Annotated in this window: 17 protein-coding genes; 8 read left to right on the top strand and 9 right to left on the bottom strand. The window is 65.8% G+C overall.

Going from position 1 to position 18292, the window contains the following annotated elements:
• Positions 1 to 18 precede the first annotated feature (18 nt).
• The 7 genes from GCN78_RS24835 (at position 19) to GCN78_RS24865 (ending at position 6260) form a co-directional block, all read left to right on the top strand.
• The gene (locus GCN78_RS24835) at positions 19 to 696 is read left to right on the top strand and encodes a DUF484 family protein (RefSeq protein WP_152254100.1); all 678 of its coding nucleotides are present in this window, start codon (positions 19 to 21) and stop codon (positions 694 to 696) included.
• A gap of 7 nt (positions 697 to 703) precedes the next feature.
• Complete coding sequence (locus GCN78_RS24840; protein ID WP_152254101.1) at positions 704 to 1651, top strand: tyrosine recombinase XerC; 948 nt, start codon at positions 704 to 706, stop codon at positions 1649 to 1651.
• 139 nt (positions 1652 to 1790) lie between these two features.
• Positions 1791 to 2867, top strand: coding sequence for a CobW family GTP-binding protein (locus GCN78_RS24845; protein WP_152254102.1), 1077 nt, complete (start codon positions 1791 to 1793; stop codon positions 2865 to 2867).
• Between the two features lie 481 nt (positions 2868 to 3348).
• Entirely contained in the window at positions 3349 to 3801 is a 453-nt protein-coding gene (gene dksA / locus GCN78_RS24850; RefSeq protein ID WP_076565074.1) for an RNA polymerase-binding protein DksA, read from the top strand.
• Positions 3802 to 4022: 221 nt separating this feature from the next.
• The gene (hslV, locus tag GCN78_RS24855) at positions 4023 to 4559 is read left to right on the top strand and encodes an ATP-dependent protease subunit HslV (RefSeq protein WP_010394217.1); all 537 of its coding nucleotides are present in this window, start codon (positions 4023 to 4025) and stop codon (positions 4557 to 4559) included.
• A gap of 135 nt (positions 4560 to 4694) precedes the next feature.
• Positions 4695 to 6047, top strand: a complete 1353-nt coding sequence (hslU, locus tag GCN78_RS24860) for an ATP-dependent protease ATPase subunit HslU (protein ID WP_152254103.1) — start codon at positions 4695 to 4697, stop codon at positions 6045 to 6047.
• An 18-nt stretch (positions 6048 to 6065) separates the two neighbouring features.
• A complete protein-coding gene (locus GCN78_RS24865; RefSeq protein WP_077398720.1) occupies positions 6066 to 6260 on the top strand; it encodes a hypothetical protein in 195 nt (64 codons plus the stop codon).
• Between the two features lie 153 nt (positions 6261 to 6413).
• Here GCN78_RS24865 and GCN78_RS24870 read toward each other — a convergent pair whose 3' ends face one another.
• A complete protein-coding gene (locus GCN78_RS24870) occupies positions 6414 to 7028 on the bottom strand; it encodes an outer membrane protein (RefSeq protein WP_152254104.1) in 615 nt (204 codons plus the stop codon).
• 168 nt (positions 7029 to 7196) lie between these two features.
• Between GCN78_RS24870 and GCN78_RS24875 the strand changes: the two genes are divergently transcribed.
• The gene (locus GCN78_RS24875) at positions 7197 to 7991 is read left to right on the top strand and encodes a helix-turn-helix domain-containing protein (protein WP_152254105.1); all 795 of its coding nucleotides are present in this window, start codon (positions 7197 to 7199) and stop codon (positions 7989 to 7991) included.
• On the opposite strand, the gene GCN78_RS24880 is transcribed toward GCN78_RS24875, so the two are convergent.
• From GCN78_RS24880 to gspL, 8 genes are read right to left on the bottom strand one after another with little or no spacing between them, the layout of a single operon-like run.
• Positions 7964 to 10210 (bottom strand): patatin-like phospholipase family protein, encoded by a 2247-nt coding sequence (locus tag GCN78_RS24880; protein WP_152254106.1) that lies wholly within the window; start codon positions 10208 to 10210, stop codon positions 7964 to 7966. The genes GCN78_RS24875 and GCN78_RS24880 overlap by 28 nt on opposite strands.
• 58 nt (positions 10211 to 10268) lie before the next feature.
• The gene (locus GCN78_RS24885) at positions 10269 to 10826 is read right to left on the bottom strand and encodes a type II secretion system protein N (RefSeq protein WP_152254107.1); all 558 of its coding nucleotides are present in this window, start codon (positions 10824 to 10826) and stop codon (positions 10269 to 10271) included.
• A gap of 15 nt (positions 10827 to 10841) precedes the next feature.
• A complete protein-coding gene (gspF, locus tag GCN78_RS24890; RefSeq protein ID WP_152254108.1) occupies positions 10842 to 12062 on the bottom strand; it encodes a type II secretion system inner membrane protein GspF in 1221 nt (406 codons plus the stop codon).
• Between the two features lie 10 nt (positions 12063 to 12072).
• Entirely contained in the window at positions 12073 to 13494 is a 1422-nt protein-coding gene (gene gspE / locus GCN78_RS24895) for a type II secretion system ATPase GspE (RefSeq protein ID WP_152254109.1), read from the bottom strand.
• 10 nt (positions 13495 to 13504) lie between these two features.
• Complete coding sequence (gene gspD / locus GCN78_RS24900) at positions 13505 to 15748, bottom strand: type II secretion system secretin GspD (RefSeq protein WP_152254110.1); 2244 nt, start codon at positions 15746 to 15748, stop codon at positions 13505 to 13507.
• Positions 15745 to 16521, bottom strand: a complete 777-nt coding sequence (locus tag GCN78_RS24905) for a type II secretion system protein N (protein WP_152254111.1) — start codon at positions 16519 to 16521, stop codon at positions 15745 to 15747. The genes gspD and GCN78_RS24905 overlap by 4 nt, the downstream gene beginning before the upstream one ends.
• On the bottom strand, positions 16518 to 17051 hold the full coding sequence (gene gspM, locus GCN78_RS24910; RefSeq protein WP_152254112.1) for a type II secretion system protein GspM: 534 nt from the start codon (positions 17049 to 17051) through the stop codon (positions 16518 to 16520). The genes GCN78_RS24905 and gspM overlap by 4 nt, the downstream gene beginning before the upstream one ends.
• Entirely contained in the window at positions 17048 to 18277 is a 1230-nt protein-coding gene (gene gspL / locus GCN78_RS24915) for a type II secretion system protein GspL (RefSeq protein ID WP_193316869.1), read from the bottom strand. Before gspL ends, gspM begins: the two co-directional genes overlap by 4 nt.
• Positions 18278 to 18292: the final 15 nt, after the last annotated feature.

Genomic DNA, 18292 nt, shown 5'->3' on the forward strand with positions numbered 1-18292 from the left:
CACTGACAGATATTCTCAATGACCGCCACACTCGATTCCAGCACCGTCGCCCAGTACCTGAGCGAGCATCCGAATTTCTTCGAAGAGCATACCGCCCTGCTCGGTGAGGTCAAGCTGAGCAGCCCGCTGACGGGACGCACGATCTCGCTGCAGGAGCGGCAGATGGAAGTGATGCGCGACAAGTACAAGGCGCTGGAATTGCGCATGTCCAAGCTGAGCCGCCTGGCCGAGGAAAATGGCGATATCGCCAGCAAATTCCACGGCTGGAACCAGGCCATGCTGCAAGTGCGCAACGATGCGGACATGCCGCGCGTGCTGGTCGACGCCTTGCAAGGCAACTTCGACGTGCCCTATGTCAGCCTGCGCCTGTGGCAAGTGCTGCCGGAACACGCCGACGGCTGGTTCACGGAAGATGTGACGGCCGACGTGCGCATGTTCGCCAACAGCCTGCAAGCGCCATATTGCGGCAGCAACCGCGATTTCGAAGCCGTGCACTGGCTGCAGGCCGACAAGATCGAATCGACCGTCATGATCGCCCTGCGCGCGCCGAACACCACGGGCACCTTCGGCTTGCTGGTGCTCGGCTCGCCCGACAGCGAACGTTTTACCTCCAGCATGGGCACCGATTTCCTCGTGCACATCGGCGCCACGGCCAGCGCCGCCCTGGCCGCGCTGCGCGCCGGCTCGCCTGCCTGAACACGCCATGACTGCGGCGCGCGGCAAGGCCGAGTGGCTGGGCGCCTATCTGGCGCAGCTGGCCACGCAGCGCAAGCTGTCGCCGCATACGCTCGACGCCTACGGGCGCGACCTGCGCGCCTTGCAGGAACTGAGCGGCGATACGCCCTGGACGGCGCTGGCGCACAACGACGTGCGCCGCTACACGGCCAAGCTGCATGCCGGCGGCCTCGACCCGCGTTCGATCGCCCGCAAGCTGTCGTCGTGGCGTGGCTTTTACAACTGGCTCAGCGGTGAAACGGCACTCGACGCCAATCCCGTCGACGGCATCCGCGCCCCCAAGCGGGCCAAGACATTACCCAAAGCCCTGTCGGTGGACGATGCCGTGCGCCTCGTGGCGCCCGCGCAACACCAGCAAGGCGCCGCCGAACCGGAGCAGCTGTGCAACCGCGCCATGTTCGAGCTGCTGTATTCGAGCGGCTTGCGCGTCTCTGAACTGACCAGCCTGGATACCCATTACTGCAAGGCCGAGGACGGCCGGGAAGCCTCGCTGGGCTGGCTCGACATGGCCAGCTTCGAAGTCATCGTCACAGGCAAGGGCAGCAAGATGCGCAAGGTGCCGGTCGGCAAGGCGGCTCTCGTGGCGCTGTCCAGCTGGCTGGCCGTGCGCCCGCCGGCAAGCGATGGCAGCGCCGCCCTGTTTCTCAGCACGCGCGGCACGCGCATCTCGCCCCGCGTGCTGCAGCTGCGCCTGAAGGCGCACGCGCTGGCAACGGACATTCCCGCCAACGTGCACCCGCACGTGCTGCGCCACTCGTTCGCTTCGCACGTGCTGCAATCGTCGGGCGACCTGCGCGCCGTGCAGGAAATGCTGGGCCATTCCAGCATCACCTCGACCCAGGTCTATACGGCCCTCGATTTCCAGCACCTGGCCCATGTATACGACCAGGCGCACCCGCGCGCCAAGGTGAAGTAGGCAGCCGCGCCAGTGGGGCAGCCTGATCCATATCAAGCGGATGGGCGCGTATTTGCAAGCTTTTGCAAAATTCCGGCATAATCGTCCGCATTCTTCCGCTTGCGCGGCGGCACCACCGATTACAGCATAGGCATCCTTCATGGCACTGATTCCAACCACCATCCTCACCGGTTTCCTGGGCGCCGGCAAAACCACCTTGCTCAACCGCATACTGCAGGAAGAGCATGGCATGCGCATCGCCGTGATCGAAAACGAGTTTGGCCAGGAAAACATCGATAACGAGATCCTGGTGCAGGACAGCAACGAACACATCATCGAGATGAACAACGGCTGCATCTGCTGCACCGTGCGCGGCGACCTGATCGTGGGCCTCACGGAACTGGCGCGCAAGCGCGACGCCGGCTTGCTGGCGTTCGACCGCGTCGTCATCGAAACGACGGGCCTGGCCAATCCCGGCCCCGTGGCGCAAACCTTCTTTGTCGACGAGGAAGTGGGCAGCCACTACATGCTCGACGCCATCCTCACGGTGGTCGATGCCCGTCATGCGATGAAGCAACTCGATGAATACGAGGAAGCCCAGCGGCAAGTGGGCTTCGCCGACAAGCTGCTGCTGTCGAAAACCGACCTCGTCAGTGAAGAAGACGTGGCCGCGCTGACGCGCCGCCTGAAGCGCATCAACCCGCGCGCGCCCATCGCCAAAGTCGATTTCGGCCGCGCGCCGCTGGCCGAGGTGCTCGACATTCGCGGCTTCAACCTGAATGAAAAGCTGGAACTGGACCCGGATTTCCTGGCCACGGAAACGGCGCACGTGCATGATCATGACCATGCGCACGGCCACGAGCACAAGCACGCACACGAGCACAGCGACACCTGCGCCACCGACTGCGGCCATGCCGACCACCACCATGCGCAGCACAGCGACGATATCGCCGCCTTCGTTTTCAAGAGCACGCAACCGTTCGACAGCGCCAAGCTCGACGAGTTCCTCGGCGGCCTGGTGCAAGTGTATGGCCCGCGCATGCTGCGCTACAAGGGCGTGCTGCTGATGCAGGGCGCCGAACGCAAGGTGGTCTTCCAGGGCGTGCACCAGCTGATGGGCAGCGACCTGGGCGCCAAATGGGGCGAAAACGAAGTGCGCGGCAGCAAAATGGTGTTTATTGGCAAGAATCTACCAAAAGACATTTTTATTCGCGGACTCGAACAATGTTTGGTATAAACTAGCCGGGTTTTGCAAAGTATCCGTTGCAAAGCAGAAACAAAAGGGAAAGTTAAGCACGCTTTCCCGCTGTCCGACACCCAACTTGCTGGCATAAACCAACAAGTAGCCGTTTCTGATCGGCTAGTCAACAAATCGGGATGGCAATATAAAGCAAAGCGTGCCAAAATCAGCGACGAAAACGGCCCATGTCGTTCGCCTGTCATGAAATGCTGGCAAACTGCCGCTGGCCACATGCCAGGCATGCAAGCGATCCACCCAACACGCCGGTTGACGCGCGCATAGCGCGACTGGCATAGAGCGGTAAAAAGTTATCAACATGGCACCTTAGCCGGCCGGTAGTCCTGGCTTTCGCCGGCAAGCCAAGGTCGCACGCAGTACAGCGGGACAGCAATGCCAAGCGGAACCTGTACAGTTGCTCGGTATCGCCGCATCAACTGATCAATTTGAAAACTCTGTCGTATCGAAGGTAAGCGAAGTTATGACCAAAACTAATAAATCGACCCCGGCCGCCAACCAAGACATCCCTCTCATCAGCGAAGAGCAAATTCGCGCCATGAGCGAAGATGACTACATGAATCCGGCACAACTGGCATTCTTCAAGGCGCGCCTGCAGCAGCTCGAAAAAGACCTGCTGAAAAACGCCGGCGAAACCACGGAACACTTGCGTGAAACCGTGCTCGTACCGGATCCTGCCGACCGCGCCACCATCGAGGAAGAGCATGCGCTGGAACTGCGCACGCGCGACCGCGAGCGCAAACTGCTGAAGAAAGTGCAGCAATCGATCGCCAGCATCGACGCTGGCGACTATGGCTGGTGCGAAGAAACGGGCGAGCCTATCGGCATTCCGCGCCTGATCGCCCGTCCGACCGCCACCCTGTCGCTGGAAGCCCAGCAACGGCGCGAACTGAAGCAAAAGCTGTACGGCGACTGATCGCCCTCCCCTCGCGCGGCCGCCCCGGCGGCCCCGCGATGGCGATAAAAAAGCACACAACTGCGGTTGCGTGCTTTTTTTTCGTCCCGCGCCGACTACACTGAAGCAGACGCGGCAGCGGCAAGTGCCGCTTGCAATTGTCTTTTCCATCCCCACTTTTGAGCCATGGGCGCGCAATCGCATGACCTTGCACGCATCGGCACGAATTTTTTGAGGTCACTATGGAACAATTTCACGGCACCACCATCCTCTGCGTCCGGCGCGGCAAGCAAGTCGCGCTGGGCGGCGACGGCCAGGTCACGCTGGGCAACATCGTCATGAAGGGCACGGCCCGCAAAGTGCGTAAGTTGTATCAGGGCAAGGTCCTGGTCGGCTTTGCCGGCGGCACCGCCGACGCCTTCACCCTGCTCGACCGCTTCGAAGGCAAGCTGGAAAAACACCAGGGCAATCTGCTGCGCGCCTCCGTCGAACTGGCCAAGGATTGGCGCACCGACCGCGTGCTGCGCCGCCTGGAAGCGATGCTGCTGGTGGCCGACAGCGAATCGACCCTGGTGATCACGGGCAATGGCGACGTGCTGGAACCGGAAGACGGTATCGGCGCCATCGGCTCGGGCGGCACCTACGCCCAATCGGCCGCCAAGGCGCTGCAGGAAAACACGGACCTCTCGCCGGCCGAGGTGGTCAAGAAATCGCTGACCATCGCCGCGGAACTCTGCATTTACACGAATATGTCCCACATCATCGAGACCTTAGACTAAGAGTCCCCGAGAAAACGCCCATGGCTACGTTGCCTGGCCTGGGCGTACAAAAAGGTACTGCCTGCGGCCAAGCGCCTTGCCCTGAACGTTTTTCGGGCACTCTACGCAAAAGAAAGATAGAAAGCCATTATGATCATGAACATGACCCCGTCGGAAATCGTCACCGAACTCGACAAGCACGTGGTGGGCCAGGCCAAGGCCAAGCGCGCCGTCGCCATCGCCCTGCGCAACCGCTGGCGCCGCCAGCAGGTGGCCGAGCCCCTGCGCCATGAAATCACGCCCAAGAACATCCTCATGATCGGCCCGACGGGCGTCGGCAAGACGGAAATCGCGCGCCGCCTGGCCAAGCTGGCCGAGGCGCCGTTCATCAAGATCGAGGCGACCAAGTTTACGGAAGTGGGCTATGTGGGCCGCGACGTCGACACCATCATCCGCGACCTGATCGACATCGGCATCAAGCAGACGCGCGCGCTGGAAATGAAGAAGGTGCGCGCGCGCGCCGAAGATGCGGCCGAAGACCGCGTGATCGACATCCTCGTGCCGCCGGCGCGCGACTTCGGCTTCACGCCGAATACCCCAGCGGCCGTGGACAGCGGCAGCGGCGACAGCACGCGCCAGACCTTCCGCAAGCGACTGCGCCAGGGCGAGCTCGATGACAAGGAAATCGAGATCGAACTGGCCGAGGCGGGTCCGCAAATGGAAATCATGGCGCCGCCCGGCATGGAAGAAATGACGGAACAGATCAAATCCATGTTCTCGGGCGTGGGCGGGCAGCGCAAGAAGGCGCGCAAGGTCAAGATCCGCGAAGCGCTCAAACTGCTGGTCGAGGAGGAAGCGGCCAAGCTGGTCAACGAGGATGAGCTGAAACAGAAGGCCATCCAGAACGTCGAGCAGAACGGCATCGTCTTCCTGGACGAGATCGACAAGATCGCCTCGCGGTCGGAATCGGGCGGCGCCGACGTCTCGCGCGCCGGCGTGCAGCGCGACCTGCTGCCGCTGGTCGAGGGCACGACCGTCAACACCAAGTACGGCATGATCCGCACGGACCACATCCTGTTCATCGCCTCGGGCGCGTTCCACCTGTCGAAGCCGTCGGATCTGATTCCCGAGCTGCAGGGGCGTTTTCCCATCCGCGTGGAACTGGAATCGCTGTCGATTGCGGACTTCGAGCGCATTCTCACCAGCACCGACGCCTGCCTGACGATGCAGTACGAAGCCTTGCTGGCGACGGAAAACCTGACCTTGAAATTCGCGCCGGAAGGCATCACGCGCCTGGCGGAAATCGCCTACTCGGTGAACGAGCGCACGGAAAACATCGGCGCGCGCCGACTGCATACGGTGATGGAAAAACTGCTGGAAGAAGTATCGTTTACGGCCAGCGAAAACAGCAGCGGCACGGAAAACCTGCTGGTGATCGATGCCGCGTACGTCAACGAACGCCTGGAAGCGCTGTCGGTCAACGAGGACCTGTCGCGCTACGTGCTGTAGCAAGGAAGGGGGAAACCGATGGCAAACAAGGCCTTGGCGACGCGGCAAAAAATGCAGTTCCGCGTCGAACCCTCGCAAAAACCGCGCAACCCGGTCGCCACCGCCGCCCTGCAGCGCGCCGCCGGGGCGCACGTGAAGACCGTGTCAGGCCAGCGCCAGCAGGAAAAACGGCTGCTGGCGAAATTGCTGTTGAAAGTTGACGTCAAAGACTGATCTGGAAATGTCCATGGCAAGGCGCATGGACGAAGACAGTATGAGCAATACGGCGAGGCCGTGCAACGCCGCTATGGACATTTCAGGCCGCCCGCGGACACCCCGGTCAGGGGCGTCCGCCATCAGGCCACTGTGTGCCGCAGCAGTATCCCCTTAGAAACGGTAGGACGCGCCCAGCGAAAACATGTCGACCTTGGTCGTCTGCTTGGTGCTGTACTTGACCGGCACGCGATCCCAGTCGAGGTGCAGCGACCAGTTCTGGTTCAATGCATACGCGGCGCCGATGCCGTAGGTCAGGCCGATCTTGTCCTTCTTGTCCGAACCGCCGCCCAGATAATCGACCTTGCCCTGCGTGTACGCAGCACCGGCACGGCCGCTCAGGGTAAACGCGTCGAACTGGTAGCCGAGCACGCCCTGTATGCCGAGGCCCGTGAACTTGCCGCGGCCGGCACGCTTGCCGGCGCCCGTGTCAAAGCCGGACTTGACCTCGCCGCCCATATACCCCACCAGTTCAATCGAAGGCAGGGCCACGCCGCCCTGAAACGGCAGCGCGTCGAAACTGTAACCCACGTAGGCCTTGCCATTGCGCTTGCTGCTTTTGTCGCAATCGCTTTGGCCGGCGATGCAATCGAGGCCGGTACTGGCACGAAAGCCATAGCTGGCGCCCATGTAGATGGGGCTTGGCGCCGGATCGGCAGCCGACGCATGCAAGGGAGCGATGGCGGCCAGCGCCAGCAGCGCTGCGGGGAAACGTAATTTGAAGGACATGGATAACCTCTACAAGTGGATGAGTTGCCTGGTTGTAGCGCGCCGTGCGAGCCACAAGCGGGAGTGTCATCGTTTTTGCCGTAAAGTACTATCTCCTTGTGCAAAGTGCCATTCAGGGATACATTCGGTACCGTCATCCGCCACTAATCTTATCAAAAGGGATATCCCGTGAGTTCACCCGAACTGGTTTTGCGCGTGCTGCGCACCCAACTGCGCGCCGCCGGCATCACGTATAAAGTGCTGGCAGAGCGCATCGCCATGAGCGAGTCGAGCGTCAAGCGCATGTTTGGCCAGCACGACATGTCGCTGTCGCGCCTGGCCCTGATCTGCAAGGCCTCGGGCATCGCCATGGAGGACGTGCTGCGCGGCGCGGCCGACATCACGCCGCATGCCGACACGCTCACCCTGGTGCAGGAAAGGTCGCTGGTGGCGCATCCGCGCCTGCTGCTGGTGGCCATCTGCTGCCTCGGTCACTGGAGCCTGGAGCAGGTGGTGGAAACGTATGCGCTGACGCAGGCCGAATGCATCGGCTGCCTGGCCGAGCTGGACCGGCTGGGCTTGATCGAACTCAAGCCGCTGAACCGCTACAGCCTGCGCGTCTCGAACGCCTTCCACTGGCTGGCCGACGGTCCGGTGCAGCAGTACTTCCGCGAACACGTGGTGGCCGATTATTTCAGCGGGCATTTCGCCGGCGCCGGCGAAACCCTGATGTGCATCCCGGCGCGCCTGTCGCTGTCAAGCGCACAGGAGCTGGTGCAGAAGATCCGCCAGCTGGCCGAGGAACTGGCGCGGCTGCACCAGAACGACCGGCGCCTGGCGCCCGCCGAACGCGACGGCTTCACCCTGCTGCTGGGTTTCCGCTCATGGGAATTTGCCGCCTTCACGGCCTTGCGCCGCAGTTCGGCTGCCGCCCTGCCCGCCGCGCCGGCGGCCAGCTACCAGACCGGTCCCAGGAATAGATAGAAGGTGCTCTCTCCGCCCTTGGACGCTCCCGAGGCCACGTACACGGGGCCGAAGCGGGTATCGACCGAGATGAAGGCGCTGCTGGCCTGCGTGAACTTGCTGCTCTTCCAGCGTTCGTTCTGATCGAAGCCGCCGCCCATTTCCAGCGAAAAGCCGGCCCGCACGGCGCCGCCCAGGGTACTGGGCAGGGAACCGATGCGGCGCGCCATCACCACCCGCGCCAGGGCGATGCTGCGCCCGCTCACGGATTCAAAATCGGTGCCGGACAGGCGCAGGAAGCCGCCCAGGCTGAGCGGCGCCTCGCCGCGCTGCGCGCGCGCCCATTCGCCATACACGTGACCGGCCCAGTTGCCATAACCGAAGGCCTTCAATGCCGTCAGCGAGGAGCGGCCCAGCGCCGCTTCGCCCGAACCCGTGGTCGAGGCGCGCGCCCAGGTGGCGTCGAGCAGCGCGCCGCGCGTGGGGAAACCGGGCGAATCGAGCGTATCGACGCGGAACTGGACGAACCGGGTGGTGCCCAGCGCGCGCGACTCGGGCAGCGTGGGATCGGCCGGTATCGCCAGCTTGCCCTTGATCTCCGTGCGCGTGACACCGAACTGCAGATCGCCCCAGGTGCCGAACTCGCGTCCCAGCACCAGCGCCGCCGTCTGGCCGTAGTACGTCAGGCGGGCGCTGCGCCGGCCCTTGTCGAAGACATCCATCGCCGACGAGGTGTATTGCAGCTGCGGCGCGATGTACCACGGATTGCCGGCGCCCAGCGGCTGCCAGAACTGCACGCCATAGCCGCGCGCGTTGCCGATCTGCGCCGTGCTGCGCAATTCGCCGCCCCAGCTGTTCAGGTTCGAACGCACATGCAGCAGCTTCAGGGCGAAGCTGTTGCTGTCCCTGAAATCGCTGGACAGCTCCAGGCCCACGCGCAGGCGGTTGCTGGCCCACGGCGCTTCGACGGCCTTGAGGGTGACCGCGCGCTGGTCGCCCGCGTCGACCACTTCCGTCTCCACGCGCGCCACGTCGCCGCGGCCATACAGCCTCGCCGCGGCCGCGAGCACATCTTCCTGGCTGACCGCCTGCCCTTCCACCAGGCCCGATTGCGCCTGCAGGATGCGCGGATTGATCTCGCCTTCGCTCTCCACGGCCAGCCGCGTGAGCGGCAAGGCCACGTCCAGCAGGGCCGGCGCCGCCAGGCGCAGCTGCTCGCGCGCCGCATACTGCTCCGGCGGCAGGGCCAGCGGCGCCAGGCGGGCGGCCAGCGCCTGCGCCGCCTGCTCGCCGGCGCGCATGGCGCGCGCATAGTTTTCAAAGTCGAGGAAACTGACGCCCGTCAAATCCGGCGCCACCAGGATATCCTGCGCACGCAGCTCCTTGAGCGAACGCTGCACGTTCTGCTCCGTGAGGATCTGCAGCATCTGCTGCGCCACGCCGATGGCGCTGCCCAGGTCTTTTTCCGGCGCCAGCGGCGTGCCCACGTTGACGGCGATGATGACGTCGGCGCCCATGGCGCGCGCCATGTCGACGGGCAGGTTGCGCACCAGGCCCCCATCGACCACCAGCCGGTTGTTCACGCGCACGGGGGCGAACACGCCGGGCACGGCCAGCGAGGCGCGCATCGACAGGAACAATGGCGTATCGACCAGTTCCACCAGCTCGCCATTGACCAGGTCCGAGGCCACCGAGCGGAAGGGCAGCGGCAGCAGATTGGCGGGACGGTCGCGCATCCCAGCCGGCAGCAGCCGGCTCAGGGCCATCTCCAGCGCCGCATTGCTGGCCGCGGCCGGCGGCGTGGAGATGCCGTTGCTGCTCACGCCAAATTCGATGCGCGATGGCAGCAACAAGTCTTCCTCGCGGCGGCGGAACGCCAGTTCGTCGCGCGGCGGCCGGTCGGCCACCACGCGCGCCCAGTTGGTTTCGCGCGCCATCTTTTCCAGGTCCGCCACGGAAGCGCCAGCCGCATACGCGCCGCCCACCACGCCGCCCATGCTGGTGCCGACCACCATGTCGATCGGCACATGCAGCTCCTGCAGCACTTTCAGTACGCCGATGTGCGCCAGGCCGCGCGCGCCGCCGCCCGACAGCACCAGGGCGATGCGCGGGCGCGCCGCGACGGGCGCGGGGACGGAGGTAGAGACAGTGGCGGCGGCGGGGACATCGGCGGCGGCAGCCGGCGGCAAGGCGCACAGCGCCGCCACGCAGCCCGCCAGGACGGCACGGATCGAGAACATGAAGACTCCTGTGGCGATGGCGACACGGCGCCATCGGCAAAATACGATAAGGACAGCGTTAATTCGCCGGCGGCACACTGCTCACTTGCGGCGCCGGCATCATGGTCGCCGGTCGCTGCTGCTCCATCGGCAGCGGCGGCGGCACCAGGTTCGTGGTCGGCGCAGGAGCCGCAGCCGGCGTTGGGGTGGCGGACACTTGCCCCGGCAAGGCCAGCGCCTTGTCGTCGGCCACCAGGTCGATGCGCTTGCTCACGCCGCCATCGCGCAACAGCACGTGGCGCGCATGCACTTCCTGCACCGTCACGCCGGGCACCACCTCGGCGCCTTCCGGCAGGGCCACGGAAGGCTTGCCATCGGTCGAGATGATGGCCACGCTGCCGCGGCCATTGCCGGCGGCGACCACGCCCTTGAGCTGGTAGTTGCTGGCCGTGGCCACGCTGACCTGGCCGCCGAACAGCGAAGCGCCCGCCTCCACGCTGGCATCCTGCACCACCGGTACGGCCGGTGGATTAATGGGACGCTGCGGCGCCTTGAACAGCTGCATGGCCCAATAGGCCAGCGACACGGACAGCGCCACGACGGCGAGCAAACTTGTAACTTGAGGCAAACGCTTCATGGCTTCCTTGGATTCTTATCTTACGAGCTGATTGATTTCGATAATCGGCATCAGCACGGCCAGCACGATCAGCAGCACCACCACGCCCATGGCCAGGATCAGGGCAGGCTCCAGCAGGCCGGCAATCGTCAGCGTGCGGCGTTCCAGGTCCTGCTCCTGCGCGCTGGCGGCCCGTTCCAGCATGGCCGGCAGCTCGCCCGTGATTTCGCCGGCGCGTATCATGTGGATCAGCATGGGCGGAAAGTGCTTTTGCGCCGACAGCGCGCGCGCCAGGCTGACGCCTTCGCGCACGGCGCCGCTGGCGTCAGCCACCAGTTCCTGCATCGCCACATTGGTGAGCGTGTCGCGGCTGGTGTCGAGCGCGCGCAGGATCGGCACGCCGGACCCCGTGGTGATGGCCAGCGTGCTGGCGAAACGCGCCGTGTTCAGGCTGCGCTCGAACTTGCCGTACAGGGGCGCCGTCAGCAGCCAGGTATGCCAGCGCCGCTTCAGGGCTGGCTGCTGCAGCGCGCGGCGCCAGGCGAACCAGGCGCCGACGAGGACAATGGCCACGACGATGCCGTAGTGCCGCACGAAGTCCGACAGCGCCAGCATGATCACGGTCAGCATGGGCAGCTTCTGCTTGGTATTGGCGAATACGGAGACGATCTGCGGCACCACGTAGGTGAGCAGGAAAATGACGATGGAAAACGCCACCACCGTGACGATGGCCGGATACGTGAACGCCAGCTTGACCTTCTGCACCAGCGCGTTGCGCCGCTCGATGTAGTCGGCCAGGCGCGAGAGCACGCGCGACAAATGGCCGATCTGCTCGCCCGACGCCACCAGCGCCCGGTAAATCTCCGCGAAATCGCGCGGATGGCGCGCCAGCACGTCGGAGAACGCGGCGCCGCCGATCACTTCCGAACGGATCGAGGCGATCAGGTCGCGCAGATACGGCCGCTCGGCCTGTTCCAGCAGGGCGGAAAACGCCTGCTCCAGCGGCAGGCCCGCTTCCAGCAGGCTGGCCAGCTGGCGCGTAAACAGGGCCAGCTCGGTGCTGGACAGGCGCTCGCCGAAGCCGCGCCGTTTGGTCACGCCGGCGGCGTCGACCTGCGCGGCGATCGGCTCGACGGCCAGCGGTACCAGGCCTTGCACGCGCAGCTCGGCGCGCGCGGAACGGGGACTGTCGGCATTGAGCACGCCCTTGCGGGTGGCGCCCTGGGCGTCGACGGCTTCATAGCGGAATGCGGGCATGGTGGCGGGCCTAGTCTTTGGTCACGCGCAGCAATTCGGCCTGCGTGGTGGTGCCGTCGCGCAGCCAGCGTTCGCCGTCGTCGCGCATGCTCGTCATGCCGTCCTGCAGGGCCACGGCGCGCACGTCCGCCTCCGAGGCGCGGTTGTGGATCTGCGCGCGGATCTGCTCCGTCGTGCGCAGCAGCTCGTACACGCCGACGCGGCCCTGGTAGCCCGTCTGGCCGCAATGCTCGCAGCCGACCGCCTGCCAGTACTGCCCGTCGAAGGTCTTGCAGGAGCCGCACAGCTTGCGCACCAGCCGCTGCGCCAGCACGCCGAGCAGCGACGACGACAGCAGGAACGGCTCGATACCCATGTCCAGCAATCGCGTGACGGCCGCCGAAGCGTCGTTCGTGTGCAGGGTCGCCAGCACCAGATGGCCCGTCAAGGATGCCTGCACGGCGATCTGCGCCGTTTCCAGGTCGCGGATCTCGCCGATCATGATCACATCCGGGTCTTGCCGCAGGATCGCCCGCAGCGCCTTGGCAAACGTCATGTCGATGCGCGGATTGACCTGCGTCTGGCCCACGCCGGCCAGGTCGTACTCGATCGGGTCTTCCACCGTCAGGATATTCGTGGTGGTGGCGTTGAGCATCGACAGCGCCGCGTACAGGGTGGTGGTCTTGCCCGAGCCGGTGGGGCCCGTGACGAGCACGATGCCGTGCGGCTGCGTGATCAGGCCGTCGAACTGCGCCAGCATGGGCGCGCTCATGCCCAGGTGCTGCAGGTCGAGGCGGCCCGCTTCCTTGTCCAGCAAACGCAAGACGGCCCGTTCGCCATGCCCGGTCGGCAGGGTCGAGACGCGCACGTCGACGGGCTTGCCGCCCACGCGCAGGGTGATGCGGCCGTCCTGCGGCAAGCGCTTTTCGGCGATGTCGAGCTGCGCCATGATCTTGATGCGCGAGATCAGCGAACCGTGGATGGCCTTGCGCGGGCGCACCACGTCGCGCAGGCTGCCGTCGATGCGGAAGCGCACGACGGAGGTCTGCTCGAATGGCTCGATGTGGATGTCGGACGCGCCTTCGCGCAGCGCCTGCGTGAGCAGCGCGTTGATCATGCGGATGACGGGCGCATCGTCGGACGATTCGAGCAAATCCTCGATGGCCGGCACGTCCTGCAGCAGCTTGGTCAGATCGAGGTCGGCGTCGAATTCGTCGGCCATCTGCGACGCGTCGCCGCCGCCGCCCGCGTAGGCGCCGGCGATGGCCGCATCGAGGTCGCCGCGCGGCAGCACCGTCAGCTGGATCTGGCCGAAACGGCGCGACACTTCGGCAATCGCCGCCGGCGCCGTCGATACGGCCACCAGCACCTCGACGGGGGCGCCGTCGACGGCGCCGGGCCGGGCCAGCAAGCCGAAATCGCGCGCGTAGGCGTAGGGAAGCAGATTACTCATGACTGTCCCATCACTTCTGCGGCTGCGGCTGCGGCTGTTGCTGATATTGCTGCAGCAGCGACTGCGGCGGCGTGGCCGCGTTGGCCGGCGCGCCTGGCGGCGGCGTCGGTGCCGGCGGCACGGGACGCGTCACCATGTTGCCGCCCACGGGCTGGCCATCCTGCAGGGCCGGCAGCACCGGCGTGCCCAGGTCTTTCAGCATCAGATTGCCCGAAGCCGGCACGGCGGCCGTCTCGGCCGAACGCATGTAGTCGTAGCGGTCGGCCGCCAGGCTGCCGCTCTGCTCCTTGTTGCGCACGATGACGGGGCGCAGGAAGATCATCAGGTTGGTTTTCTTGCGCTCGCGCGTCTGGTACTTGAACAGGTTGCCGATCAGGGGGATGTCGCCCAGGCCGCGCACTTTTTCCGCGTTGTCGCCCGTGCTGTCCTCGATCAGGCCGCCCAGGACGATGATCTGGCCATCGTCGGCCAGCACATTGTTTTCGATCACGCGGTTGTTGATGGTGATGCCGCTGACGGCCGTCGACGTGGATTTGTCCACGCTCGACGTCTCGTGATAGATGCCCAGCTTGATGGTGCCGCCCTCGGAAATCTGCGGACGCACCTTCAGGGTCAGGCCCACTTCCTTGCGGTCGATGGTCTGGAACGGGTTGGTGTTGGTGCCGGCCGTGCTGGTGTACTGGCCCGTCAGGATAGGCACGTTCTGGCCCACCTTGATGGTCGCCAGCTCGTTGTCCAGGGTGATCAGGTTCGGCGTCGACAGGATGTTCGCGTTGCCGTCCGATTCCAGCGCATGCGCCACGGCGCCCAGGCCCAGCGCGCCGTTGATCTGCTTGAAGATGCCCAGGGTCAGGCCGCCCGTCGGCAGCACCTTGCCGCCGCCCAGCGCCAGCTTGGCGATATTGTTGTCGGTGCCGCCGGCGAACGACTGCAGCGCGCCCACGCGGTAGCTGCTGCTGCTGTCGCCGGACAGTCCCAGCCACTGCACGCCGAACTCGGATGCCTTGGCCGACGTCACTTCGACGATCAGCGCCTCGATGTAGACCTGGGCGCGGCGCACGTCGAGCTGGTCGATCACGGCGCGCAGGTTGCGGTAGACGGCCTCGTTGCACGTCAGGATCAGGGTGTTGGTGGAAGCGTCGGCCTGGATGAAGCCGGCCGCGCCGCCCGATGACAGTTGCTGCGGCCCGTTGCTCAGCGAAGCGCCGCCCGTGGTGCCGCTTTGCGTATTGCCGCCCAGGCCAGTGCTGTTCATGCCGCCGCCCTGGCTATTCTGGTTGTTCGTATTCAGGCTGTTATTGGTCGGCTGCTGCGCCGACGCGGCCGTGCCGTCCGACGTCACCACCGAGCGCAGGGTCTGCGCCAGCTTGGTGGCGTCCGCATTCTTCAGGTACACCACGTGCACGTTGCCCAGCTGCGTGGTGGGCTGGTCCAGCTTCGAGATCAGCGACTTGGCCAGGTTGGCGCGTGCCGCCGACGGCGCGCGCAGCACCAGCGAATTGGTGCGCGGGTCGGCCAGCACGGACACCTTGCCCGCGTCGGCCCCTGCGCCGGCGCCCGCATTCCCGCCTTCCATCAGTTTGTTCACCATCGAGGCCAGGTCGGAAGCGATGGCATAGCGCACGGGGATCACGTCCAGGTCCGTCGAGGCGGGGACGTCGAGCGCGGCGATGATCTTCGCCAGGCGCTTGAGGTTATCCGCGTAATCGGTGATCACCAGCGAGTTGTTGCCCGGGTTGGCGTTGATCGTGTTGTTCGGCGAAATCAGCGGGCGCAGCACGGCCAGCAGGTTGGCCGACGATTCGTAGTTCAGGTAAAACACCTGGGTGGCGATCTGGTCGCCCTTCACCTGGCTGGCGCCGTTGCCCACCTGGGTCGGCACGGACTGCAGCTTGGCGTCCGCTTCCGGCACCACTTTCGCGTAGCCGTCGCCGGAGACCACCGCATAGCCCTGCAGGCGCAAGGCCGAGGCCAGCAGCGCGAAGGCCTGCGTCTTGCTGATCGATTTTTCCGACACCAGGGTGATCGTGCCCTTGACGCGCGGGTCGATGACGAAATTGATGTTGGTGTAATGGCCCACCGCCTTGATCACGGACTCGATGTCGGCGCCGACGAAATTGAGCGCCGCTTCATCGCCGGGCGCGGCCCAGACGGGCGCCGGCATGCCGGCCACGGAACAGCACAGCAAGGCGGCGGCCGACAGGCGACGCAGCGAGAAGGTGGATTTATTTGGGCTCACGGATGGTTTTTTCATTGTCTGAACTCTAAGGCGATGATGTTTTTTTCGCTATTGCTACGGCGCTGTCCCAGCAAATTCAACAAACTCGCCAAGGTCTCTTCATATCCTGCTGCGGCCTGGGCCTGGCCGGAAAACTGCATGCGCCCCTGTTGCAGGCTGCCGCTGCCGTCGAGCAGCAGCGGTCCCTTGATGGAGCGCAGTGTCAACGTCGCCTGCTGCCCCTGCCAATCGAAATCCAATTCGTAGCTGCCCAGCGGACGCAGGGACGACAGGCGCGACGCCATGTCCGTCATCTGCAAGGTGGTGCGCCCGACGGCGGAAAACTGCTGTTTTTCCAGTGCCAGTTGCAGGGTGCTCCACGACAGGCGCATGCTGCCCGTCGGCGCCACGGTATTCAACGGCGCACCGAGGCCGCCGAGGCCATCGGCCGGCAGCAGCAGCGCCGCCGGACTGACCTGCCATTGCGACCACGAGCCGCGCAGGTTCACCGCCTGCGACAGCGCCTGCGCATTCTGCAATTCCACGTCGACCGATCCCCACAGCACGGACGGCGAAATGCGCCAGCTGAAGCGCCCCGGCAGCAGCGGCGTCACGGCGCCGTTCGCGCTGGCGGCCCCGCCGATAAAGGCCGAGCCGCGCCACAGGGTACCTTGCGCGTCGCCCAAGGTCAAACGTCCGCCCGTCTGCTTTTCCACGATACCGGCCACCCAGCCGGCCGGAAAAAACACCAGCAGGGTGACGCAGACGCTGACGCAGATGGCCAGCAGCCAGCCAAGCAGGCGCATCATCGTGCCGCGCCCGGGCTCTGGTGCAGGGTCAGGCTGGCATCGACCAGGCCCGCCTTGCCCTGCGCCGTGATCTTCGCTTCCTGCACCGCCACGCGGCCTTCGCGGCGCAAGCCGTCCAGCCACAGCATGACGCTGGCAAACGGCACGCCGTTCAACTGCACGCGCGCATACTCTCCCGTCAGCGACAGCGATTGCGGCGCCAGGCCGCGCGCCTTCAACGAGGCGTCGAGGCTGTCACGGCTCATGGGCGCGACCTGCACGGGCGCCTGGCGCGCCAGGTCACCCGCTTCACGCGCCAGCGCCTGCAACTGGGCCGCGTTCTGGCGCAGCTCGGGCAAGCTCTTTTGCAAGGCGATGCGGCCCGTCCACGCCGGCTCGAAACACACCGCGTAGACGAGGGCCAGCCCCGCCACCACGCCGCCGATGGCCAGCAGCTTGCGCTCCTGCGGCGTGCGCTCGGCCCAGAAGGCCTGTACGGCCTGCTGCTGCCCGATCAGCGCGGCGCGCGCCTGGTTGACTGCTGTACTCATGCTTTTGCTCCCGTGGCCGGCGTGATCTTCCACACGCCCGGCGCCGTTTCATTCAAGGCCAGCTTGCGCGCGGCCAGGCCGTCGCGCACCTGCGCCTGGGCGCTGGCGTCGACCATATCCGGTTTCAGCCTGACGATCAGGCTGCGCTCGCGGTATTCCAGCGACGCCACCACGCCGCGCCCGGCCAGGCCGCCCAGCGCCTCGCCCAGGGCCGCGCTCATGCTGGTGAAGTCATCCATGCTGGCCTGGCCGCCCTGCAGGCGGGCGGCGGCGATATTGCGCCGCATCTGCTCCGCTTCCAGCCCATACACGGGCGCTTCATTCGGATACGCGGCCTTGAAGGTTTGCTGCATCGAGGTGCGCACGGTGGCCGCCTCGCGCTTCAGCCGCATCCATTCGATATTCATGCCCACCAGATTGACGATGACGGCCAGCAGCGCCAGGCGCAGCGGCCAGCGCCAGCGGCGCCATTCGGTGGCCGATCCCGTGGCCGTGCCCAGCGCGGCGGCCAGGTCCAGCCCCGCGCCCTTGGCGCCGGCGATCCAGTGCACCCAATGGTCCGCTTCCACCGTCACGCCCGCCATGCCGGCGGCCAGTTGCTGATACTGCGCCAGCTCGGCCTGCGCCACATACACCGTCAGCGGCACGTCGCCGGCAAACGCGCGCGTCGTCAGCAGCGCCTGTTGCGGCTGGGCCGGCAGCACCAGACCCAGGCCCTCTTGCGGCGTCTGGCGCAAGGCCAGTTCCAGGGCGTCACCAGCTGTCTGCAGGGAAGCCGTCACGCCGCCCGGCTGCAAGGGCAGGCACAGCTGCGACGGCAGCAGCGCCACCTTGCGCGCGCCCTGCGCCAGCAAGGCCTTCACGAGTACCTCGGCCCAGGCGCGCTGCGCCACGGCCACCGTGCGCATGCCGGCAGCGTCAGGCGCGCCGGCGGCCAGCAGGCAATCCTGGGTGTCGCCGAGGATGTGTTCTTCCACCAGGCCCGGCAACGCCGCGCGCAAACGGGCGCCGGCCAGCGGCGGCGTTTTCAGGCGCAGCAGGGTCACGTCGGCCGCCGCCAGCAGCAGCACCACCTGCTTCGCGCCGGCGATCAGCTGGCCCAGGCTGCCCAGCGGCGCGCTGCCCTGCTGCAGCATGGCGCCGCCGTCGCCGGCCAACGCGAAGGAGCAGGCAGGCGCGCTGTCGGTGGACGCCTTGGCCGGGTGACGGATATACAGTATTGTCAAAGTGACTCGCTTTCA

Origin of the sequence: Janthinobacterium rivuli (assembly GCF_009208735.1) — a bacterium.
In the GTDB taxonomy this organism is placed as follows: domain Bacteria; phylum Pseudomonadota; class Gammaproteobacteria; order Burkholderiales; family Burkholderiaceae_D; genus Janthinobacterium.